The organism is Pseudomaricurvus albidus, from assembly GCF_018863235.1.
Classification (GTDB): Bacteria; Pseudomonadota; Gammaproteobacteria; order Pseudomonadales; family Cellvibrionaceae; genus Pseudomaricurvus; species Pseudomaricurvus albidus.
In genome coordinates, this window is sequence record NZ_JAHKRS010000005.1 from 251,728 (window position 1) to 272,919 (window position 21,192).

19 protein-coding genes are annotated in these 21,192 nt (G+C 51.0%); 12 read left to right on the forward strand and 7 right to left on the reverse strand.

The window, feature by feature from the left end; genetic code table 11:
- Window positions 1–10 precede the first annotated feature (10 nt).
- Window positions 11–1,375, forward strand: a complete 1,365-nt coding sequence (locus KOI40_RS10660; protein ID WP_216097494.1) for a class II 3-deoxy-7-phosphoheptulonate synthase — start codon at window positions 11–13, stop codon at window positions 1,373–1,375.
- 68 nt (window positions 1,376–1,443) lie between these two features.
- Here the strand turns inward: KOI40_RS10660 and KOI40_RS10665 are convergent, their stop codons facing one another.
- From KOI40_RS10665 to KOI40_RS10685, 5 genes are all read right to left on the reverse strand, one after another.
- Complete coding sequence (locus KOI40_RS10665; protein WP_233710184.1) at window positions 1,444–2,883, reverse strand: NAD(P)/FAD-dependent oxidoreductase; 1,440 nt, start codon at window positions 2,881–2,883, stop codon at window positions 1,444–1,446.
- 85 nt (window positions 2,884–2,968) lie between these two features.
- Entirely contained in the window at window positions 2,969–3,715 is a 747-nt protein-coding gene (locus tag KOI40_RS10670) for a helix-turn-helix domain-containing protein (RefSeq protein WP_216097495.1), read from the reverse strand.
- A gap of 6 nt (window positions 3,716–3,721) precedes the next feature.
- The gene (locus tag KOI40_RS10675; protein WP_216097496.1) at window positions 3,722–4,522 is read right to left on the reverse strand and encodes an IclR family transcriptional regulator; all 801 of its coding nucleotides are present in this window, start codon (window positions 4,520–4,522) and stop codon (window positions 3,722–3,724) included.
- A 30-nt stretch (window positions 4,523–4,552) separates the two neighbouring features.
- Window positions 4,553–5,005, reverse strand: a complete 453-nt coding sequence (locus KOI40_RS10680; RefSeq protein WP_216097497.1) for a PaaI family thioesterase — start codon at window positions 5,003–5,005, stop codon at window positions 4,553–4,555.
- A gap of 15 nt (window positions 5,006–5,020) precedes the next feature.
- Complete coding sequence (locus KOI40_RS10685; protein ID WP_216097498.1) at window positions 5,021–5,914, reverse strand: DMT family transporter; 894 nt, start codon at window positions 5,912–5,914, stop codon at window positions 5,021–5,023.
- A gap of 241 nt (window positions 5,915–6,155) precedes the next feature.
- Here KOI40_RS10685 and KOI40_RS10690 point away from each other — a divergent pair, with 241 nt between their 5' ends.
- Window positions 6,156–6,821: a transglutaminase-like cysteine peptidase gene (locus tag KOI40_RS10690; protein WP_233710185.1), complete on the forward strand. Its 666-nt coding sequence runs from the start codon at window positions 6,156–6,158 to the stop codon at window positions 6,819–6,821.
- Window positions 6,822–6,927: 106 nt separating this feature from the next.
- Here KOI40_RS10690 and gltA read toward each other — a convergent pair whose 3' ends face one another.
- Complete coding sequence (gene gltA / locus KOI40_RS10695; protein ID WP_216097499.1) at window positions 6,928–8,217, reverse strand: citrate synthase; 1,290 nt, start codon at window positions 8,215–8,217, stop codon at window positions 6,928–6,930.
- A 216-nt stretch (window positions 8,218–8,433) separates the two neighbouring features.
- Between gltA and KOI40_RS10700 the strand changes: the two genes are divergently transcribed.
- The 10 genes from KOI40_RS10700 (at window position 8,434) to sucD (ending at window position 20,495) form a co-directional block, all read left to right on the forward strand.
- On the forward strand, window positions 8,434–8,640 hold the full coding sequence (locus KOI40_RS10700) for a hypothetical protein (protein WP_216097500.1): 207 nt from the start codon (window positions 8,434–8,436) through the stop codon (window positions 8,638–8,640).
- Between the two features lie 84 nt (window positions 8,641–8,724).
- Complete coding sequence (sdhC, locus tag KOI40_RS10705) at window positions 8,725–9,099, forward strand: succinate dehydrogenase, cytochrome b556 subunit (protein WP_216097501.1); 375 nt, start codon at window positions 8,725–8,727, stop codon at window positions 9,097–9,099.
- Entirely contained in the window at window positions 9,093–9,461 is a 369-nt protein-coding gene (gene sdhD, locus KOI40_RS10710) for a succinate dehydrogenase, hydrophobic membrane anchor protein (protein ID WP_216097502.1), read from the forward strand. The genes sdhC and sdhD overlap by 7 nt, the downstream gene beginning before the upstream one ends.
- Before the next feature lie 3 nt (window positions 9,462–9,464).
- Complete coding sequence (gene sdhA, locus KOI40_RS10715) at window positions 9,465–11,237, forward strand: succinate dehydrogenase flavoprotein subunit (RefSeq protein ID WP_216097503.1); 1,773 nt, start codon at window positions 9,465–9,467, stop codon at window positions 11,235–11,237.
- 17 nt (window positions 11,238–11,254) lie between these two features.
- A complete protein-coding gene (locus KOI40_RS10720) occupies window positions 11,255–11,959 on the forward strand; it encodes a succinate dehydrogenase iron-sulfur subunit (RefSeq protein WP_233710186.1) in 705 nt (234 codons plus the stop codon).
- Between the two features lie 489 nt (window positions 11,960–12,448).
- On the forward strand, window positions 12,449–15,283 hold the full coding sequence (locus KOI40_RS10725) for a 2-oxoglutarate dehydrogenase E1 component (RefSeq protein WP_216097504.1): 2,835 nt from the start codon (window positions 12,449–12,451) through the stop codon (window positions 15,281–15,283).
- Between the two features lie 163 nt (window positions 15,284–15,446).
- Window positions 15,447–16,685 carry a 2-oxoglutarate dehydrogenase complex dihydrolipoyllysine-residue succinyltransferase gene (odhB, locus tag KOI40_RS10730; RefSeq protein ID WP_216097505.1) on the forward strand — a complete coding sequence of 413 codons (1,239 nt, stop codon included), beginning with the start codon at window positions 15,447–15,449 and terminating at the stop codon, window positions 16,683–16,685.
- A 143-nt stretch (window positions 16,686–16,828) separates the two neighbouring features.
- Window positions 16,829–18,271: a dihydrolipoyl dehydrogenase gene (lpdA, locus tag KOI40_RS10735; protein ID WP_216097506.1), complete on the forward strand. Its 1,443-nt coding sequence runs from the start codon at window positions 16,829–16,831 to the stop codon at window positions 18,269–18,271.
- Window positions 18,272–18,444: 173 nt separating this feature from the next.
- Window positions 18,445–19,608, forward strand: a complete 1,164-nt coding sequence (sucC, locus tag KOI40_RS10740; protein WP_216097507.1) for an ADP-forming succinate--CoA ligase subunit beta — start codon at window positions 18,445–18,447, stop codon at window positions 19,606–19,608.
- Between the two features lie 14 nt (window positions 19,609–19,622).
- Complete coding sequence (gene sucD / locus KOI40_RS10745; RefSeq protein ID WP_216097508.1) at window positions 19,623–20,495, forward strand: succinate--CoA ligase subunit alpha; 873 nt, start codon at window positions 19,623–19,625, stop codon at window positions 20,493–20,495.
- A 175-nt stretch (window positions 20,496–20,670) separates the two neighbouring features.
- On the opposite strand, the gene KOI40_RS10750 is transcribed toward sucD, so the two are convergent.
- The gene (locus tag KOI40_RS10750) at window positions 20,671–21,132 is read right to left on the reverse strand and encodes a hypothetical protein (protein ID WP_216097509.1); all 462 of its coding nucleotides are present in this window, start codon (window positions 21,130–21,132) and stop codon (window positions 20,671–20,673) included.
- Window positions 21,133–21,192: the final 60 nt, after the last annotated feature.

The following is a 21,192-nucleotide window of genomic DNA, read 5'->3' on the forward strand; positions in this document are numbered from 1 at the left end:
AAGTGAAATTATGCCTGATGTAAAGAATATACCTGCAAGCAATGAGTGGGCACCCTCCAGCTGGAGATCAAGAACGGCTCATCAGCAGCCGTGTTATGAAGATCCTATGGCGCTGGCAGATGTGGAAGCGCAGCTGTCCACCTTTCCACCTCTGGTTTTCGCAGAGGAAACACGACAGTTGCGTCGTCAGTTGTCACAGGTTGCCGATGGCAATGCCTTCCTGTTGCAGGGAGGCGATTGTGCAGAGACATTTGTTGATTTCTCGGCCAATAACATTCGCGATACCTTCAAGGTTATTCTGCAGATGGCCATTGTCCTGACGTATGCGGGGCGTAAACCTGTGGTTAAGGTAGGTCGCATTGCCGGTCAGTTTGCCAAACCGCGTTCGTCTGATGTGGAAGTGCGCGATGGCATTGAGTTGCCCAGTTTTCGTGGCGACATTATCAACGGCGCCGACTTCAGCCCGGAAGACCGTGAAGTAGACCCACAGAGAATGTTGCGTGCCTATCATCAGTCCACTGCGACTCTCAATCTGTTGCGTGCTTTTGCCCACGGCGGTTTGGCGGACTTGCATCAGGTGAATGGCTGGAATCTTGGGTTTGTCTCCGGCAATGAATCCTGCGAGCAATACCAGCAGCTGGCGCATGAAATTCGAGATGCGCTGTCGTTTATGGAGGTGCTGGGTATCAACAGTGACAACACGCCAGTACTGCGGGAAACGGATTTATACACATCCCATGAGGCCTTGTTACTCAACTATGAAGAGGCGCTCACACGTCGCGACAGTCTTTCAGGTCACTGGTACAACTGTGCCGCTCACATGTTGTGGATTGGTGAAAGGACTCGTCAGCTGGATGCGGCGCATGTGGAATACATGCGGGGTATTCACAATCCGATTGGTGTCAAAGTGGGGCCGGGCATAAGCGTGGATGAGCTGCTTAAGTTGATTGATGCCTTAAATCCGAATAACGAAGCGGGGCGCCTGACGCTTATTACCCGTATGGGAGCGGACACTCTGGCAGACAAGCTGCCAGCTCTGGCACGTGCGGTGACCGCAGAAGGGCGAAAAGTCGTCTGGTCCAGTGATCCCATGCACGGCAACACGGTGAAAGCCAACAACGGTTTCAAGACCCGTTCATTTGATCGTATCCTCTCTGAGATCCAGCAATTCTTCGGTGTGTTACGTGCAGAAGGTGCCCATCCCGGTGGTATACATCTGGAAATGACAGGGCAGCATGTTACCGAGTGTGTGGGCGGTTCCTACAGGGTGTCAGAAAACGATTTGGCCAAACGCTATGAGACCCAGTGTGATCCTCGCCTGAATGCTGATCAGGTTCTGGAAATGGCGTTCAACGTTTCCGAGTTGCTGCGATAGTTGCTGTCATCGTTGCTGGAATGGGTCTGTGTGGATACCTTCCAGCAACGACTCTTTTGAAATGCTGTTTACAGAATTGAGTTGGCAGCACCCGCAGCGCCATGAATGAACTTGCGTTTCCAGGAGGGGCTTGTCGGATTACTGAGGATGGCCTCTTCCCTGATCAGAGTTGCCAGGATACTTTTATAGGCCAGCCAGCGAAAAGGTTCTGGTTCCCAGCGTCGCAGTGCCTTCTTCATGGTGGTGTGATAGGCCCAGGGCATGGCCGTCAATTCGCTTTCCCGGTTCAGAATCAGATCGACCAGAGTGCGAGCCATCAGGTTTGATGCGCCTACACCTTCACCGGCGTAGCCACCAATGCTTCCCACACCTGAGTGCGGATCAAACAGGGCGTGAGGGCTCTTGCTTCTGGGCATGCCCAGCGTGCCTCCCCAGCAATGGGTAATGGGGGTGTCTGCCAGAGCAGGGAAAAACTCCCGCATCAATTTGCCGATGTCTGAGAAAACCGTCACGCTGTCAGAAAACGAGCTTTTCGGTTTGCCGCCAAACTGATAAGTGCCTCGTGAGCCGAAGATCAATCGGTTGTCGGCCGATCGCTGACCGTAGGTAATCAGGCGACAGGTATCACTGAACACTTCATTGTTTTGCAGACCGATGTCCTGCCATTGAGTATCGCTCAATGGCTCAGTGGCAACGATCAGGCTTTGAATCGGCAGGATGTAGCGGCGGTGCGCTTCCAGCTTGTAGCTGAAACCTTCTACGCAGGGAAGAACAATGTCCGCTTTTACGGTCCCGAAGTCGGTGGTGAGGGTGTTGGAGTTTTGTTCGGACACAGAGAGATTGGTGACGGGTGTGTTCTCATAAATATTTACACCCAGCCGTTCGACTGCCCGGGCTAAACCTGTGACCAGTTTTGCAGGGTGTATCCGCGCTGCATGTGGGCTGAAAATTCCACCGTAGGGGTTATGAATATTGAGCCTTGCTTTCAGTTCATCCCCTTCCAGCCACTGGAATGCCTCAGCTGAGTGACCCTCGGCTTGTAGGTTTGCCATGGTTTTCCTGGCCATGGTCAATTGCTCTGGATAGCGGGCTGCGGCGCTTAGCCACCCACCGTGGGAGAAGTCACAGTCAATTCCTTCCCGATCAAAAACGCCTTTCGCTTCATTAACGATGCCATAAATGTGGTGATGTGCTTGTTGTTTCTGGCTTGTCTCCAGGCCGGACAAAAGCCTGTCTTCGCCTTCCACGGATCCCATTAGCCAGCCACCATTGCGACCTGAGGCCCCAAAACCGACGGTATTGGCTTCCAGGATGGCGATGTTCAGGTTCGGAGCCTGCTGCTTCAGGTAATACGCTATCCAAAGGCCACTGTATCCAGCACCAATAATTGCGACATCGACATCCTGGCTTTGTGTTAACTGAGGCCGTGAAGTTAATTGAGGCTGTGAGTCCGAAGCATTGGTCTGAATGGAGGACATCCAGAAACTGATATCTGGGTACTGAGGCATAACGAGATTCCGGCGCTAAGAGGCAATAGCTTCAGAGTAGCGTCAGAATCATAGAATGGCTATGCCCGCGGGACCGGACGAAATGCTAGCGGCAGGAGAAGTATTTTCCCGGTGTTTGCCCGGTGTGGCGTTTAAAAAATTTGTAGAAGGTCGACATGGAGCTGAAGCCGCAAGCATGAGCGGCTTCGGTCAGATTTTGCTCGCTGGGTGTATTTTCCAGAAAGTAGAGGATGCGGGCTTGGTTGAGATAATCGTAAAAGCTTTTCCCAATGTGTTGGTTCAGTACATATGAAATCTGATTACGCGTGTAACCCAGAGATTCGGCGACATCAGCCAGAGTCAGGTTCGTCCGTAAAAAAGGGCGATGCTCATCAAACAGTTGCTGCAGCTGGTTGGCGAGCTGCTGACTGCTGTTATGAGTGAGTCCCAGTCGTTGCTGGTCAGACTCCCTGTGTTCTGTCTCCTCCTTGATCAAGGAGGAGTATTCGTTGATGCGGACAATTTTGCCATCATGAACAGTGATAGCTTCAGCATTTTGATAGGTGAGCAGACGCCCGTTACTCTGTCGGCTTATAAACGTGTATTGAATGAAGCCGGTATCGCCATCGACACGGATACGGTCATTGTGACGAATGGCATTGCCCTTGTTGTTGGGTAGGGCGTTCTCTACGTAATCCCTAAGTTCGTCAACGGAAATTTTCTCGTTAGCAAAGTAATCGAAGTATTCAATGTCATCGGCGTAGAGGGCGAGAATCCCTTCCAGGTCTTTTGCCTTCCAGCAATTATGGTATTGCTCGATAATCCGTCGGGTTGAAGTGGTGTCAGAAACCATAAATCATCAGTATCGAATCAGTGTGGCTTCAATGTTGCGAACCATATTTTTCAATTGCGGTGCTACTTCGGTTTCCAAAAAGTCCCGGGATAATCGATAGGCTGGGCCGCCTGCATTGAAACAGTAAATGGTATTTTTACCCAATGTCAGGGGAACAGAGATACCATTTACATCAGGGTCCCATTCGCCATAGGAATGACAAAACCCCTTCTCGCGATAGCTGGTAAGGCTTTCCAATATGCCTTCTTTGATGGCGGGCCACTGATCAGGGTTGTCTTTCTCGATATGGGTGAAAAAGAATTGCCGCTCTTCGTCGGGCAGCGCTGTAAGGTAAGCTCGTCCTATGGCGCTGGTGGACAGGGGCACACGATCGCCCACTTCATGGCGAAAAGCCATCACGTTAGTGGGTGAAGAATACTCCACATAAATCATCTTGAAACGATCCCGGTCTGCCAGTCCCACAGAGGTGCCGGTGTTATTGGCCAATTCCTGCATCATGGGTTTGGCAATTTGTCGGATGGCTAGGTTCGATACAAATGCGTAACCGAGCGCCAGAACGCCACTACCCAACTGATACTTTTCCATGCGTTCGGAATAGGTCAGATAGCCCAGTTGTGTCAGTGTGTAGGTTAGTCTGGAGACGCTGGATTTGGGCAGGCCTGTACGTTGAGCGATTTCCTGATTGCCCAAAAAACCATCCCCTGGCAAAAAGGCTCGCAGTACATCCAGCCCTCGCGCCAGTGCCTCGATAAATTTGCGGTCTGGTTCATCGCCTTTTGCTCGGGGCAGCCCCGGTATGTCGTGCACAGTCTGTTCCTTTATCGAGTGAAATTGATTTTAGTGTTCACCGACCAGTTGTCGCCATTCATCGATGTGCATGCCGTGGGGGTCTTCACAGCCCTTGCGATATTTCATAACGGCCTGTCCAGTGGCCAGCAGGGTGTTGTTGGAATCGTAGACTTCCGCTGATGAATGAAAGATCTTGTAGCCGGCACTGGTGATTTTTCCAACAGTGTACAGCTGATTTGTCTGGGCCTGCCCCACGAAACTGGTGTTGAGCGACAGGGTTAAAGCTCTGCGAATGCGGTCTGGAGAAGCACAGTAGATTCCGGGCAGGGAGCATGCGACATCCAGCAAACTGCAGATGAATCCACCGTGAGGAATGCCATGAGAGTTACTGTGTTCAGGTTTGACCTCAACGCTCAGACGCACATGGCCAGCTTGCCATTCATCAACTTCTATACCCAGCAGTTTGTTAAAGGCTGGGGCATGTGGCTGGTAAATACTCATGGGGACCTCTTTGCTTCATGCTTGTGGTACGGTGGTTTGCTTTTGGCTGATGCTGCCGAGATACACGGTATAGATACCGGCGGTGACGACCAGTGCGATGCCAACAAGCGATTGAGTGTCGGGCAGGTGCCCCCAGATGGCCCAGCCCAGCAGGCCGGCAAAGACCACTGAAAAATAACTGATGGGCGAGACAATACTGGGTTTTGCACAGCTGTAGGCTTTGGTGTAGAGCCACATGGCGATAAAAATCGATAAGCCAATATACAGCAGATAAGGCCAGCATTTGGCGGGAATCGGTTGCCAGTTCAGTATGGCCAGAGGCAGGCTGAGAACAAAAGACAGGGCAAAGTAGTAGAACATGATTTTTCCGCTGGTCTCGTGTTGCGACAACAGGCGGGTGCCTACCATGGAGACTGCCAGCAATAGTCCAGAGGCCAGACCAATAAGGTAAGCCGGTTGGAAGCCGTTACTGCTACCCTGTGGTCGTAAAATGATTGCGATACCGATAAAGCCAACAATCAGGGATGGCCAGCGGTTTGAGGGGACAAATACCCCTGCCCAGAGCCAGATGATTAACGGAACAAATAATGGCGCGGTATTTCGCAGCAGGGTAGCATCAACCAGTGGAATTGACCCAAGCGCCTGATAAAAAGCGAAAAAGCTGATCCATCCACCCAGGCCGCGAACAAGATGTTTTTTCCAGTGGGGGCTGGGTATAGAGCGGATGCCCAGCTTAAGCATGCTGGGGATCATGATTGCCAGGCAGATGGAGAATTGAACGAACACAATCATGGGGGCGGCCAGATCTTCGGCGATCAGCTTTCCTGCGGCTCCGGCGGAGCTGCCTACTACGGCGGTAGCCAGAGCAAATGCGACACCTTTGTGGGTGTTGTCGGTTGTGGTGTTCATTAAAGCGCCCTATGTTCTGACAGGCGGAATTGTATACTGAAAGCGCAATCGAGGCGAGGACGTAAAACTCGCTTCACCCGTAGGAAAAAGACTCAACTTTATGAATCATGTGCCGATAGCTTCCATTGGTGAGTGCTTTGTCTCACATTTTAAGAAAGCCGAGTGTTGTTGAGGGGTTTGGTGTCCAGTCTGTATCTATACTCAAGGTTTATTGAATGAACCTCTGCGGGATGTAACCAAGATGAAGACTTCTCCCTTGTGGGCAGTTCTTGCAGGTATGGTGATCGGAGGTTGTACTGCCTACGCGTCCGCCAACTTTCTCGATATGAGTGAGAGGGTGTTCGTGATGGTGGAGCAAAAGTATGATGCCGCTGCCCGAATGCGTGTTGAGGCCTGGCATGAGCTCATGGTGGAGGCCAGCGCCAATAGTGAACAATCTGATCTGGATAAGGCGGTTGTCGCCAACGATTTTTTTAATCGGCTTGACTGGGTCAGTGATCTGGAGCATTGGGGCAAGGAAGATTATTGGGCGACTCCTTTAGAGATGTTGGCCACCAATGGGGGAGATTGCGAAGACTTTTCAGTCGGTAAGTATTTCACGCTCAATGAGTCCGGAGTGGATAGCGAAAAGCTTCGGGTCACCTACGTTAAGGCGCTGGATTATAATCAGGCTCACATGGTACTCGCCTACTATGAGACTCCGGAGTCTGAGCCCCTGATTCTCGATAACATCAATAAGACCATCCTGCCGGCTTCCGAACGCACGGATTTGATCCCGATATACAGTTTCAATGCCGAAGGTTTGTGGTTGGCAAAGTTCAGGGGGCGCAAGCTTTCAAATAATGAGCAGAGCCTGCCTCAGTGGAAGCGCTTGAATGAGAGGATGCTGGCTGAGTTGATGCCTTAGGCTTGCGGCTTACTCTGCCTGGGAGAGAGGGCTGTGTTGAGTCTGATTGTTATTTTTTAAACAAAAAAAGGCCGCTATGCGGCCTTTTTTACGTCTGTCGGAGCGATTAACGCTCGTCCAGAGGAACGAAGTCCCGTGGCGTGTAGCCGGTGTACAGCTGGCGTGGACGGCCAATCTTGTACGGGTTGGAAATCATTTCGTGCCAGTGAGCGATCCAGCCAACAGTGCGACCGGTCGCAAAGATCACGGTGAACATGTCGGTAGGAATGCCGATAGCTTTCATGATGATGCCGGAGTAGAAGTCTACGTTTGGATAGAGTTTCTTCTCGATAAAGTACTCGTCTTCCAGCGCAATCTGCTCCAGACGCTTGGCGATAGCCAGCAGAGGATCGTTTTCCAGGCCCAGCTCTTTCAGTACTTCGTCGCAGGTCTCTTTCATGACCTTGGCGCGAGGGTCGAAGTTTTTGTAAACACGGTGACCGAAGCCCATCAGGCGGAAAGGATCGTTTTTGTCTTTTGCCTTGGCTACAAACTTGTCGATATTGTCGACTGAGCCAATTTCTTGCAGCATGGTCAGAACGGCTTCGTTTGCTCCGCCGTGGGCAGGTCCCCACAGAGTGGCAATACCAGCAGCAATACAGGCAAACGGGTTGGCGCCGGAAGAGCCAGCCAGACGTACAGTAGAGGTAGAAGCGTTTTGCTCGTGATCAGCGTGCAGCAGGAAGATCTTGTCCATGGCGCGGGCCAGAACAGGGTTTACTTCAGGATCGTCGCAGGGAGTACCGAACATCATGTGCAAGAAGTTCTCTGAATAAGAGAGCTTGTTGTTTGGATACATGAACGGCTGACCTACATGATGTTTGTAGCACATCGCTGCAAGGGTAGGCATCTTGGCGATCAGGCGGTGCGCAGAGATCTGGCGGTGCTGTTCGTTGGTGATGTCCAGGGAGTCGTGGTAGAAAGAGGACAGAGCCCCTACAACGCCACACATTATGGCCATTGGGTGAGCATCGCTACGGAAGCCGCGGAAAAAGCGGGCGATGTTCTCGTGAACCATGGTGTGGTTAGTGATGATGTCGACAAATTCTGCTTTTTGCTCTTTGTTTGGCAGTTCGCCGTTAAGCAGCAAGTAGCAGGTTTCCAGGTAGTCCGAGTGCTTGGCCAGTTGCTCGATAGGGTAGCCACCGTGCAGCAATACGCCTTTTCCGCCATCGATGTAGGTCAGAGAAGACTCGCAGGCTGCGGTAGACATAAAGCCCGGATCATAAGTGAAGTAACCTTTGCTGGTCAGGCCGGTAACGTCAATAACGTCGGGGCCTGTGCTACCAGAGTAGATCGGTAATTCGATTGGTTCATCCAAACCGTCGACCGAAAGGTGCGCTTTCTTATCAGTCATGTACGGACTCCTGTAGTAAATAATATTGGTATACAGCTCCGCATCTGATGCCGCCAGGGGGTGATGATCTGCCGCTGGAAGACGCCGAAAACGGAATGTGAGGCGGGGCACACTATAAGCCGCCGGAAATGATTGTCAATTGAAAAAAGCCTACAAAATGCGAGACATACATAAACATAGCCCAATAATAGCCAGTTTATGTGTGAAATTGTATGTATGTCCTTTTCTGGTGCGGCAGGTATCACGCTGGTGCGGTGTTTGATGCTTGCTCAATTTGATGAAATAAACGTCTCCGGGGTGTGTGTTTTGTCTGTTTGTGCTGGGGGTAAGTCTCTGAAAAAGCTTTATTTTGTTGTTTTTTTACAAGGGGATCTCTATAATTTTGCGCGTCTTGCAGGAGGCGAGTTGGCACAATCGTGTTGAATGCCTATGCTTGGGAGATATGTGCAGCCAAAGCTGTAGACAACATAATGCCTGTTTACAGGCGAAAAAAGGTGTGACTTAACCGTGAACAAGAACAGACCTGTCAATCTTGACCTTGCCACAATAAAACTTCCTATAACCGCCTATGTTTCCATTCTGCATCGTGTATCAGGAGTTATCCTGTTTGCCGGTGTTGCCATCCTGCTGTGCATGCTGGATGCGAGCCTCGAGTCTGAAGAGAGCTTTGCTGCATTAAAAGAAGGGTTGCAGAATCCAATCTATCAATTCCTTATCTGGGGTACTCTGGCTGCGCTGGCTTACCACATGATTGCGGGTGTTCGTCACCTGATCATGGATTGTGGAATTGGTGAAAGCCTCGAAGGTGGGCAGCTGGGGGCGAAAATCGCTCTGGTTGTTGCTGTTGTACTGATTATTTTGGCGGGAGTTTGGGTATGGTAACCGCAGTAACAAGTTTTGGCCGTAGCGGCCTGTACGACTGGATGATTCAACGTGTCAGCGCCATTGCTATGGCTGCTTATACTGTTTTTCTGGTTGGCTTCATTTTGTGTACTCCTGACTTGGGCTATGAGCAGTGGAAAGAACTGTATAGCCAGCTTTGGATGCGTATCTTCAGTTTGATCACTTTGCTCTCCCTGGCAGCACACGCCTGGATTGGTTTGTGGGCTGTGTTAACCGATTACCTGACAAATCGCATGATGGGCGCCAAGGCGACCGTGCTGCGTGTACTGGCGCAAGTTGTGCTGGGTGTGGTCACTGTGACCTACACCGTTTGGGGTATCGAAATTTTGTGGGGGTTTTAAGCAATGTCTAACATGCGTACGATTTCTTTCGACGGTATTGTTATTGGTGGCGGTGGCGCTGGTATGCGTGCCGCACTTCAGCTGGCTCAGTCCGGCTACAAGACCGCAGTAATTACTAAAGTATTTCCAACTCGTTCTCACACGGTATCTGCCCAGGGTGGTATTACCTGTGCGATCGCTTCTGAAGATCCAAATGATGATTGGCGTTGGCACATGTACGATACCGTTAAAGGTTCCGACTACATCGGTGACCAGGACGCTATCGAGTACATGTGTTCTGTAGGCCCAGAGGCGGTATTTGAGCTGGACCACATGGGTCTGCCTTTCTCCCGTAAAGAGAATGGTCGTATTTACCAGCGTCCTTTCGGCGGTCAGTCTAAAGACTTTGGTCGTGGCGGTCAGGCTGCCCGTACCTGTGCCGCTGCTGACCGTACCGGTCACGCCCTGCTGCACACCCTGTATCAAGGTAACGTCAAGAACGATACCGTTTTCCTGAATGAGTGGTTCGCAATCGATCTGGTGAAAAACCAGGACGGTGTTGTGACTGGTGTTATCGCCATGAACATCGAAGATGGCGAAGTGGTTTACGTTAAGTCCAAAGCGACTGTATTTGCGACCGGTGGTGCCGGCCGTATCTATGCTTCCACTACCAATGCCCACATCAATACTGGCGACGGTATCGGTATGGCGCTGCGTGCCGGCTTCCCGGTACAGGACATCGAGATGTGGCAGTTCCACCCAACCGGTATTGCCGGTGCTGGTGTACTGGTTACTGAAGGTTGTCGTGGTGAAGGTGGCTATCTGGTAAACAAGGATGGCGAGCGTTTCATGGAGCGTTATGCTCCTAACGCGAAAGATCTGGCGGGTCGTGACGTTGTTGCGCGCTCCATGGTTCTGGAGATCCTGGACGGCCGCGGTTGTGGTCCGGAAGGCGACCATGTATTCCTGAAGCTTGATCACCTGGGTGAAGAAACCCTGAACGCCAAGCTGCCCGGTATTCTGGAATTGTCCCGTACCTTCGCACACGCTGATCCTGTTAAAGAGCCAATCCCTGTTGTTCCAACCTGTCACTACATGATGGGCGGTATCCCAACGAACGTTGACGGTCAGGCTCTGACTCAGGACGCCGATGGTAACGACAAGATTGTAGAAGGGTTCTACGCTTGTGGTGAGGTTGCCTGTGTATCTGTTCACGGCGCCAACCGTCTGGGTGGTAACTCGCTGCTGGATCTGGTGGTCTTTGGTCGTGCATCCGGTCTGTTCATTGAGAAAGCCCTGCGCGAAGGCATTGATCACCGCGAAGCAACTGATTCCGATCTGGAAGCTGCCATGTCCCGCCTGAACAAAGTGAACAACACCAACAACGGTGAAAACGCTTCTGTTCTGCGTAAAGAGTTGCAAAACACCATGCAGAACCACTTTGGTGTGTTCCGTAAGGGTGAGTTTATGCAGGAAGGCATCAAGAAGCTGGCCGATCTGCGTGAACGTATTGAAAATGTTAAGCTGGATGACAAGTCCAATGCTTTCAACACCGCTCGTGTCGAGGCTCTGGAATTGCAAAACCTGCTGGAAGTGGCTGAAGCAACTGCTATTGCCGCTGAAGAGCGTAAAGAATCTCGCGGTGCTCACGCCCGTGAAGATTTCCAGGACCGTGATGACGAGAACTGGTTGTGTCACTCAATGTACTTCCCAGGCGAGAAGCGTGTCGGCAAGCGTGCGGTTAACTTCGCACCTAAGACGATGGAAGCTTTCGAGCCGAAGATTCGTACCTACTAATTGGGGAGAGCAGGATAATGTTGAAAGTAGAAGTTTATCGTTATAACCCTGAGACCGACTCGGCTCCATACATGCAGAAGTATGAAATCGATACTCAGGGTAAAGACCTGATGGTTCTGGATGTACTGGAAATGCTGAAAGCCCAGGATCCAAGCCTGGCTTTCCGTCGCTCATGCCGTGAAGGTGTGTGTGGTTCCGACGGCATGAACATCAATGGCAAGAACGGTCTGGCTTGTATCAAACCGCTGTCAGAGAGTGTTAAAAACAACACCCTGATTCTGCGTCCTTTGCCAGGTCTGCCGGTGATTCGTGATCTGGTTATTGATATGAGCCAGTTCTACGCACAGTACAAGAAGATCGAGCCTTACTTGCAGAACGATACTCCAGCTCCTGCTATTGAGCGTCTTCAGTCTCCTGAAGATCGTGCCAAGCTGGATGGTCTGTACGAGTGTATTTTGTGTGCATGTTGTTCTACCAGTTGTCCTTCTTTCTGGTGGAATCCCGATAAATTCATCGGCCCTGCTGGTTTGCTTCAAGCTTACCGCTTCCTGGCCGATAGTCGTGATACTGCCACTGAGAGCCGTCTGGCCAGCCTGGATGATCCATTCAGTGTATTCCGTTGTCATGGTATTCAGAACTGCGTATCTGTTTGTCCGAAAGGTCTGAATCCGACCCGGGCCATTGGCCACATTCGGAATATGTTGCTGCAAAGCGCAACTTAATGATGATAGCCGCCCGCAGAGGCGGCATCTCAATAGCTTGATCCAAATTTAGTGCAGAGACCCAAGTCACCCATTGAGTCACGTGTTTAAAAGACAGGTTTCAGTGGCGAGGCTTAATAAAAGTAAAAAAGTTGGGAGCCAGCTCATTATTGAGCTGGCTTATCCATAAAGAGCGGAACACTATCCACAAGATAGGGTTTTAACTGTTAGCTAATCGCTAGTAATAGCAGGGGTAATCGGGCGGCCTGAAAACATTGGGTTCCCGAGCTAACTGTGTGAGGTAGATAAGCAATGTCTGCTTGTTTCTCACGGGGTTCACGCACCTTTTGATTTTGGTGTAATGCCAGAGAGTCAAAAGTATCTGACATAATCTGTGTGCCGGAAGGTGGTCTCATCGGCAGGATTATGGATGGTGGAGCCGTGTCAGATAGGTTGTCACATTGTATTTGCTTGCGCGGTAAGCACTGCCCTGTGTAAAGGTGGGCACAAATGCAAGAAAGCATCATGGAGAAGCAGTGGAGCACTTCCTATTTATCCGGTGGGAATGCCTCCTATGTTGAAGATCTCTACGATACCTATTTACATGATCCAAACGCTGTTCCTGAAGAGTGGCGTAATTACTTCGACCAGTTACCACGCGTCGAAGGGGTCGTTTCTCAGGATACTCCTCACTCCGTCATTCGTGAATATTTCGAACTGTTGGGCAAGAATCGTGCGCGTCCACTGGCAGCACCGGGTTCAGGCAGTTCCAATATCGAACACGAACTCAAGCAGGTCAAAGTAGTTCAGCTGATCAGCTCCTACCGTTTCCGCGGGCATCAAAAAGCCAAGCTCGATCCTTTGGGATTGATGGTGCGTGAAACCGTCCCTGATCTGGATTTGAGATTCCACGGTCTGACCGATGCGGATCTGGACACTGTCTTCCAGACGGCTAATACATTCTTCGGCAAGACGGAAGCCCCTCTGCGTGAAATTATTGATGCTCTGGAGCAGACCTATTGTGGCTCTGTGGGTCCAGAGATCATGCACATCACCAATTTCGCCGAGAAGCAGTGGCTGCAGCAGCGCCTGGAAAGTGTGCGTTCCAAGCCCGCTTTTGAAAGCGATTTTCGCAAGCATATCCTGGAGCGTCTGACTGCCGCTGAGGGACTCGAACGTCACCTCGACAGTAAGTATCCTGGTACCAAGCGTTTTGGTCTGGAAGGTGGCGAGAGCTTCATTCCACTGCTGGATGGCTTGATTCGTCGCGCCGGTGAACACGGTGCCAAGGAAATTGTTCTGGGTATGGCTCACCGTGGTCGTCTGAATACCCTTGTTAACACCTTAGGTAAAAACCCTTCTGATCTGTTCGATGAATTTGAAGGCAAGCGCCTGATCGACAGTTCCGGTGATGTGAAATACCACCAGGGTTTCTCCTCCAACGTCATGACCCCGGGTGGTGAAGTGCATCTGGCGATGTCTTTCAACCCATCCCACCTGGAAATTGTATCTCCGGTAGTTGAGGGCTCCGTGCGTGCCCGCCAGGATCGCCGAGACGACTCAGAGGGTAATAAGGTTGTTCCTATCTCCGTTCACGGTGATGCGGCTTTTGCTGGTCAGGGTGTGGTGATGGAAACCTTCCAGATGTCGCAGACTCGTGCCTACCATACCGGTGGAACCCTGCACATCGTTATCAATAACCAGGTCGGTTTCACGACCAGTCGTCGCGAAGATGCGCGTTCTACAGAGTACTGTACAGACGTTGCTAAAGTGATCGAAGCTCCGATTTTCCACGTCAATGCGGATGATCCGGAAGCGGTTATGTTCGTCACTTTGCTGGCGATGGATTACCGTTACGAGTTCAAGAAAGACGTGGTTATTGATCTGGTTTGCTACCGTCGTCGCGGTCATAACGAGACGGATGAGCCTTCTTCAACTCAGCCGTTGATGTACCAGAATATCCGTAAGCATAAAACCACGCGTACGCTGATGGCTGAAAAAATGGTCTCGGAAGGCGTGGTTACTCAAGCCGAAGCGGATGAAATGGCCAACGATTATCGTGCGGCTCTGGATCGTGGTGAGCATGTTGCCAAGGGACTTGTCAGTGAACCTGATAAATCTCTGTTTGTGGACTGGGCGCCTTATATTGGCCACCATTGGCAAACACCTGCCGATACAGGCTATGACCTGAAAGCTCTGCAGGATCTCGCTCATAAAATGTGTGAAATCCCAGACGGTATTCAGGTGCAGCGTCAGGTTCAGAAAATTTACGATGACCGTCGCAAAATGGCCAGTGGAGCCATGCCCATTAACTGGGGTATGGCTGAGACTTTGGCTTATGCCACGATTCTGGATCAGGGCATGCGTGTGCGTCTTACTGGTCAGGACGTAGGCCGTGGTACTTTCTCCCACCGTCATGCGGTTGTTCACAACCAAAAAGACGGAACAGCTTATCGTCCGTTAAGCCAGCTGAAAGACGATCAGCCGGCATTCGATATCTACGATTCCCTGTTGTCGGAAGAGGCGGTGCTGGCTTTCGAATATGGTTATGCCACAACCACGCCCAACGCTCTGGTTATCTGGGAAGCTCAGTTCGGTGATTTTGCCAACGGTGCGCAGGTGGTTATCGATCAGTTTATTACCAGTGGCGAGCATAAGTGGGGGCGCCTGTGTGGTCTGACCATGCTGTTGCCTCACGGTTATGAAGGTCAGGGGCCTGAACACTCATCGGCACGTCTTGAGCGCTTCATGCAATTGTGTGCAGAACACAATATTCAGGTGTGTATACCGACCACTCCTGCTCAGGTATTCCACATGCTGCGTCGTCAGGCTGTTCGTCCGATGCGTCGTCCGCTGGTGGTTATGAGTCCGAAATGGATTCTGCGTCACAAGTTGGCCACATCGTCTCTGGAAGAGCTGTCTACCGGGGCTTTCCAGAATGTCATTGGTGAGCATGAACTCGAGCCTGAGAAGGTCAAGCGTGTTGTCTTGTGTAGCGGTAAAGTTTATTACCACCTTCTCGAAGCGCGCATGGAAGGGGGGCAGGATGATGTCGCTCTGGTGCGTCTCGAGCAGTTGTATCCTTTCCCTGAAGAAGAGCTGATGGCTGCATTGACGCCGTTTACCAACCTGAAAGAGGTGGTTTGGTGTCAGGAAGAGCCGATGAATCAGGGTGCCTGGTACAGCAGCCAGCATCACATGCGTCGTGTTTTGTTTGATCTGAATCCGGATCTTTATCTGAGCTATGTAGGACGTAGCGCATCTGCGGCGCCTGCAGCCGGTTATATGTCCATCCACATGGAAGAACAAAACCGCTTCATCAGTGAGGCTCTGACGGTCGGATAATTCGGCTGAATAAACAAAAAAGGTTATACGAATACCTGCAAACAACGCACTGGCTGACGTACTGGCTTTAAGAAGACGCGTGTTAAACAGGTGAACTTTGACACAGAGGCCCGCGTCGGGCTCAGCTAGGCATATTGTTAGCGAAACGCTAAAGGATCAAAGAATGACTATTGAAATCAAAGCGCCAACTTTTCCAGAATCTGTACAGGATGGCACCATTGCTACCTGGCATAAGCAACCCGGTGAAGCGGTTTCCCGTGATGAGCTGATTGTTGATATTGAAACCGATAAAGTGGTTCTGGAAGTGGTTGCTCCAGCCGATGGCTCCTTGTCCGAGATCATCAAAGGCGAAGGCGAGACCATTTTAAGCAACGAAGTGATTGCCAAGTTCGTTGCTGGAGAGGTTGCTGCCTCCACTGAAGCTCACACTGCGGCCGAAGAAGACCAGGCTGTTGAAACAGCTGCCTCAGGTGCGGCTATTGCCAGTCCTTCAGCTCGTAAACTGGCTGAAGAGAAAGGCGTAGACCTGTCCACCGTCAAAGGTTCTGGCAAAGACGGACGTATCACCAAAGAGGACGTTGTCAATGCGCCTTCCAGCTCTTCGTCTCCTGCGACGACTCAGGCTGCTCCTGCTGCTGCATCTCAGGCTCAATCGATTACTGCCGCTGCGGCAGCAGCCGGTGTTCCCCTGACTGGCGAGCGCATCGAAAAGCGTGTGCCGATGACTCGTATGCGCAAGCGTATTGCTGAGCGCCTGATGGAAACTTGTCAGGGCACGGCGATGCTGACCACGTTCAACGAAGTGAACATGGCGCCGATTATGGAATTGCGCAACAAGTACAAAGCGCAGTTTGAAAAGTCACACGACGGTACCCGTCTGGGCTTTATGGGCTTTTTCGTTAAGGCAGCTGTAGAAGCTCTGCGTCGTTTCCCTGCAGTGAATGCCTCAATTGATGGCGACGATATTGTTTATCACGGCTATCAAGACGTCAGCGTTGCGGTATCTACTGACAAAGGTCTGGTAGTTCCTGTATTGCGCAATGCTGAAAACATGAGTCTGGCGACCGTAGAAAACACCATTCGTGATTTCGGTATGCGCGCTCAGGCTGGCAAGCTGACCATGGAAGAGATGACCGGCGGTACCTTCTCAATCACCAATGGTGGTGTGTTCGGTTCCCTGATGTCGACTCCGATCCTGAATCAGCCTCAGGCAGCTATTCTGGGTATGCACTCGATCAAAGAGCGCCCAATGGCGGTTGATGGTGAAGTGAAGATTTTGCCAATGATGTATCTGGCTCTGTCTTACGATCACCGTTTGATTGATGGCAAGGATGCGGTTCAGTTCCTGGTCGCCATCAAAGATATGATTGAAGACCCTGCACGTATTCTGCTGGAGCTGTAAGCCGGAAGTCTTCATCAGCACAGAAACAATCGCTTTAGCGGTGACGGATGATGGTTTTACACGCCATGCGAGACAGCAGTTTCATTGAACTGTCATCGGAAACCGCTATGAATTTATGCACATTTCTACATTAGGACACTTCTATGTCGGATAAATACGATGTAATTGTCATTGGCTCTGGCCCTGCGGGCTATGTGGCTGCCATTCGCGCCGCTCAATTGGGACTGAAAACAGCCTGTATCGAAAAGTGGAAAGACGACAAGGGTAAAGGAATCAATGGTGGTACTTGCCTGAACGTTGGCTGTATCCCGTCAAAGGCTCTGCTGGATAGCTCCCACAAATACCATGATGCAAAAGCGTCATACGAAGCTCACGGTATTGGCACTGGTGACGTCACTATCGACGTGCCGACCATGATTCAGCGTAAGGCGAAGGTTGTTAAGCAAATGTCCGGTGGTATTACCGGGTTGTTTCAGGCCAACAAAGTGACCTCGCTGTACGGTACAGGCAAATTGCTGGCCGGCCGTAAAGTTGAATTCACCGATCACGAAGGCAAAGTCGAGACTCTGGAAGCAGAAAACGTGATTCTGGCTTCAGGTTCTGTACCGGTAAATATCCCTGTTGCCCCAGTAGATAACGATGTCATTGTTGACTCTACCGGCGCTCTGGAATTCCAGGAAGTTCCAAAGCGTTTGGGTGTAATTGGTGCCGGTGTTATTGGTCTGGAATTGGGCAGTGTATGGAGTCGTCTGGGCTCTGAAGTCGTTTGTCTGGAAGCCATGGATGATTTTCTGGCCATGATGGACCAGCAAATCGCGAAAGAAACCAAGAAAATCCTGACCAAACAAGGTCTGGATATTCGTCTGAGCTGCCGTGTGACCGGAACTGAGGTCAAAGGTAAAGAAGTCGAAGTGACTTACACCGACAAAGACGGTAACGAGCAAAAAGAAACCTTCGACAAGTTAATCGTCTGTGTCGGACGTCGTCCTTATACCGAAGGGCTTTTGTCTGGTGACAGCGGTGTTAATCTGGATGAGCGCGGCTTTATTTATGTCAACGATCTGTGTTCCACTAATGCTCCTGGCGTTTGGGCCGTTGGTGATGTAGTTCGCGGTCCTATGTTGGCGCATAAAGGCTCAGAAGAAGGGGTAATGGTCGCTGAACGCATCGCAGGCCAGAAGCCGCTGATGAACTATGATATTATCCCCAACGTTATTTACACCCACCCCGAAGTGGCCTCAGTCGGCCGCACCGAGGAGCAGGTGAAAGCAGACGGCGAAGACTACAATGTGGGAACCTTCCCGTTTGTAGCTGTTGGTCGTGCCGTAGCGGCGGATGAGGCCGAGGGTCTCGTCAAAATCATCGCCGATGCGAAAACAGATCGTGTATTGGGTTGCCATATTGTTGGCCCAAGCGCGTCAGATTTAGTGCAGCAGGTAGCTATTGCCATGGAATTTGGCTCCACTGCTGAGGATATTGGTATGACTGTTCATGGTCACCCAACTTTCTCAGAAGCTGTTAAGGAAGCTGCCTTGGCAGTGAATGGCCACGCTATTCACATGCCGAACCGTAAAAAGCGTAAATAAAAACACTAATGCGCACTAGGGGAAGTTTCACTGCCGGTTGATGTTTTGCGGGAATCTCTTAATGAGTATTTCCGCGAATTTACCGCTGAGAGCTTCAGTCCTGACGGCCAGTATTGCTCTGGTCATAATAGAAATAATCGAGCGCCAATGGCGCGAGTGGATGGAAAGTAGACATGAACTTGCACGAGTATCAAGGTAAGCAGCTGTTCGCCGAATACGGCCTGCCTGTTTCCAAAGGTGTCGCAGCAGCGACATCAGCAGAAGCCGTCGCCGCTGCCGATATCATCGGTGGTGATAAATTTGTTGTAAAAGCTCAAGTACACGCTGGTGGCCGCGGTAAAGCGGGCGGTGTGAAACTGGTGAGCAGCAAAGCTGAAATCGAAGAGTTTTCCAAAAAGTGGTTGGGTAATCGTCTGGTGACTTATCAGACAGACGAGAACGGTCAGCCTGTAAGTCGTATCCTGGTTGAGCCATGCACTGACATTGCTCAGGAATTGTACCTGGGTGCTGTTGTTGACCGCTCCAGCCGTCGTATCGTTTTCATGGCCTCCACTGAAGGTGGTGTTGAAATCGAGAAAGTTGCTGAAGAAACTCCAGAGAAAATCCTGAAAGCGACCATCGATCCACTGACTGGCGCTCAGCCATATCAGGCTCGTGAGCTGGCGTTTAAGCTGGGTCTGGAAGGCAAGCAAATCAAGCAGTTCACCCAAATTTTCCTGGGTCTGGCCAAGATGTTCGAAGAGAAAGATCTGGCTCTGCTGGAAATCAACCCTCTGGTTATTACTCCAGAAGACGATCTGCACTGTCTGGATGCGAAAGTCGTACTGGATGGTAATGCCCTGTACCGTCACCCTGAGCTGAGCGCGATGAACGATCCGACTCAGGAAGACGAGCGTGAAGCCAATGCGGCCAAATGGGATCTGAACTACGTAGCTCTCGACGGTAACATCGGTTGCATGGTAAACGGTGCCGGTCTGGCCATGGGTACCATGGACATTGTTAAGCTGCACGGCGGCAACCCTGCTAACTTCCTGGACGTTGGTGGCGGTGCAACCAAAGAGCGCGTTATCGAAGCATTCAAAATCATTCTGTCTGATACCAATGTTGAAGCCGTACTGATCAACATTTTCGGTGGTATCGTTCGCTGTGACCTGATCGCTGAAGGCGTTATCGGCGCTGTTGAAGAGGTTGGTGTTAAAGTACCTGTCGTTGTTCGCCTGGAAGGTAACAACGCTGACGTAGGTGCCAAAGTACTGGCTGACAGCGGTCTGAACATTATTGCTGCAACCAGCTTGACCGATGCTGCAGAGCAAGTTGTTAAAGCGGCTAAAGGTTAATAAGGGGCGAGCAAATGAGCGTATTAATTAACAAAGATACAAAAGTAATCTGTCAGGGTTTCACTGGTTCCCAGGGTACCATGCACTCTGAGCAAGCTATCGCCTACGGCACCAAAATGGTTGGCGGTGTAACTCCAGGTAAAGGTGGTACTACCCATCTGGGCCTGCCAGTGTTTAACACTGTTGCTGAAGCGGTTGAGGCTACTGGTGCAGACGCATCTGTCATCTACGTACCTGCACCATTCTGTAAGGATTCTATCCTCGAAGCGGCTAACGCTGGTATCAAACTGGTTGTTTGTATCACTGAGCACATCCCTGTGATGGACATGCTGGAATGTAAAGTGAAGTGTGACGAGCTGGGTGTACGTCTGATCGGTCCTAACTGCCCAGGTGTTATCACTCCGGGCGAGTGTAAGATCGGTATCATGCCAGGTCACATCCACCTGCCAGGTAAAGTGGGTATTGTTTCCCGTTCAGGTACTCTGACCTATGAAGCGGTTAAGCAAACCACTGACGCCGGTTTCGGTCAGTCTACCTGTGTTGGTATTGGTGGTGACCCAATCCCAGGCACCAACTTCATCGACGTTCTGGAAATGTTCGAGAACGATCCAAAGACCGAAGCGATTGTTATGATCGGTGAGATCGGCGGTTCCGCTGAAGAAGAAGCCGCTGCCTACATCAAGGCAAACGTCACTAAGCCTGTTGTTTCTTACATTGCTGGTGTTACTGCACCTGCTGGTAAGCGCATGGGTCACGCTGGCGCAATCATCTCTGGTGGTAAAGGTACTGCTGACGAGAAGTTTGCTGCGCTGGAAGACGCTGGTGTTAAAACCGTACGCTCCCTGGCGGGTATCGGTGATGCACTGAAAGAACTGACTGGCTGGTAAGAGCTGGTTGATACCCCTTATCGGGTATGAGTTCGAAAAAAGGCTGCATTTATGCAGCCTTTTTTTATGCTTGAATAATTTGCCTTCATCGCCTCTGTGCTCAATGCAGTGTCATCGAACCCCTGTTAAAACAGGGGCGGGCGCTTTGACGCAACCTGGAGCGGAAGGCAGATACTCAAAGATCACTGTTGGCGTCGCCAACAAACAAGTAGGTGGTCCACTCTTCTTTTATGACACCACGGGTTTCCACTGCGTGCAGGGCAACCACTGTATCACTGTTGGGACGTGAAAAAGCTGCCTTGATACCATTGCCAACCTTGCGTGGGGTTTCGGTCAGTTGCCAGCTGCTGCCTAGACATGCCTGGGTCAGCTCTTTGGCTTTGGTAAAGTTTTCTTTCGCGGTCTCCTGATTGGGAGAGGTCAGGCTGCACATGTAGTCTGTCTTTCCGCTACCCCAGCCCCATATCTGGCAGTTTTTGCCAACCAGGTTATAGCGAGCATCCCAGACGGTGATCTTACGAGTCGACTGGAGGTTCTGGCGGATCTTTTCAAATTTGTTGGGATGAGCGTCCACCAGCGCCATGACTTTTTCACATGTCGACATATTGGCAACAGTAGCATCTTCTGCGCTCTGCATACCACACCCTGTGAGAATAGCTGCCGTAAGAGGAAAAAGGAGATAGGGCTTTCGCATAGT

Bases quoted from the DNA above. Each gene is read 5' to 3' on its own strand.
- KOI40_RS10660 (WP_216097494.1), top strand. From the start codon at position 11: ATGCCTGATGTAAAGAATATACCTGCAAGCAATGAGTGGGCACCCTCC.
- KOI40_RS10680 (WP_216097497.1), bottom strand. From the start codon at position 5,005: ATGAGTATTTACCAGCCACATGCCCCAGCCTTTAACAAACTGCTGGGT.
- lpdA (WP_216097506.1), top strand. From the start codon at position 16,829: ATGTCGGATAAATACGATGTAATTGTCATTGGCTCTGGCCCTGCGGGC.
- sdhD (WP_216097502.1), top strand. From the start codon at position 9,093: ATGGTAACCGCAGTAACAAGTTTTGGCCGTAGCGGCCTGTACGACTGG.
- sdhA (WP_216097503.1), top strand. From the start codon at position 9,465: ATGTCTAACATGCGTACGATTTCTTTCGACGGTATTGTTATTGGTGGC.
- sucC (WP_216097507.1), top strand. From the start codon at position 18,445: ATGAACTTGCACGAGTATCAAGGTAAGCAGCTGTTCGCCGAATACGGC.
- KOI40_RS10725 (WP_216097504.1), top strand. From the start codon at position 12,449: ATGCAAGAAAGCATCATGGAGAAGCAGTGGAGCACTTCCTATTTATCC.
- KOI40_RS10690 (WP_233710185.1), top strand. From the start codon at position 6,156: ATGAAGACTTCTCCCTTGTGGGCAGTTCTTGCAGGTATGGTGATCGGA.
- KOI40_RS10750 (WP_216097509.1), bottom strand. From the start codon at position 21,132: ATGCAGAGCGCAGAAGATGCTACTGTTGCCAATATGTCGACATGTGAA.
- KOI40_RS10720 (WP_233710186.1), top strand. From the start codon at position 11,255: ATGTTGAAAGTAGAAGTTTATCGTTATAACCCTGAGACCGACTCGGCT.
- KOI40_RS10685 (WP_216097498.1), bottom strand. From the start codon at position 5,914: ATGAACACCACAACCGACAACACCCACAAAGGTGTCGCATTTGCTCTG.
- sucD (WP_216097508.1), top strand. From the start codon at position 19,623: ATGAGCGTATTAATTAACAAAGATACAAAAGTAATCTGTCAGGGTTTC.
- KOI40_RS10665 (WP_233710184.1), bottom strand. From the start codon at position 2,883: ATGCCTCAGTACCCAGATATCAGTTTCTGGATGTCCTCCATTCAGACC.
- odhB (WP_216097505.1), top strand. From the start codon at position 15,447: ATGACTATTGAAATCAAAGCGCCAACTTTTCCAGAATCTGTACAGGAT.
- gltA (WP_216097499.1), bottom strand. From the start codon at position 8,217: ATGACTGATAAGAAAGCGCACCTTTCGGTCGACGGTTTGGATGAACCA.
- KOI40_RS10700 (WP_216097500.1), top strand. From the start codon at position 8,434: ATGTCCTTTTCTGGTGCGGCAGGTATCACGCTGGTGCGGTGTTTGATG.
- KOI40_RS10670 (WP_216097495.1), bottom strand. From the start codon at position 3,715: ATGGTTTCTGACACCACTTCAACCCGACGGATTATCGAGCAATACCAT.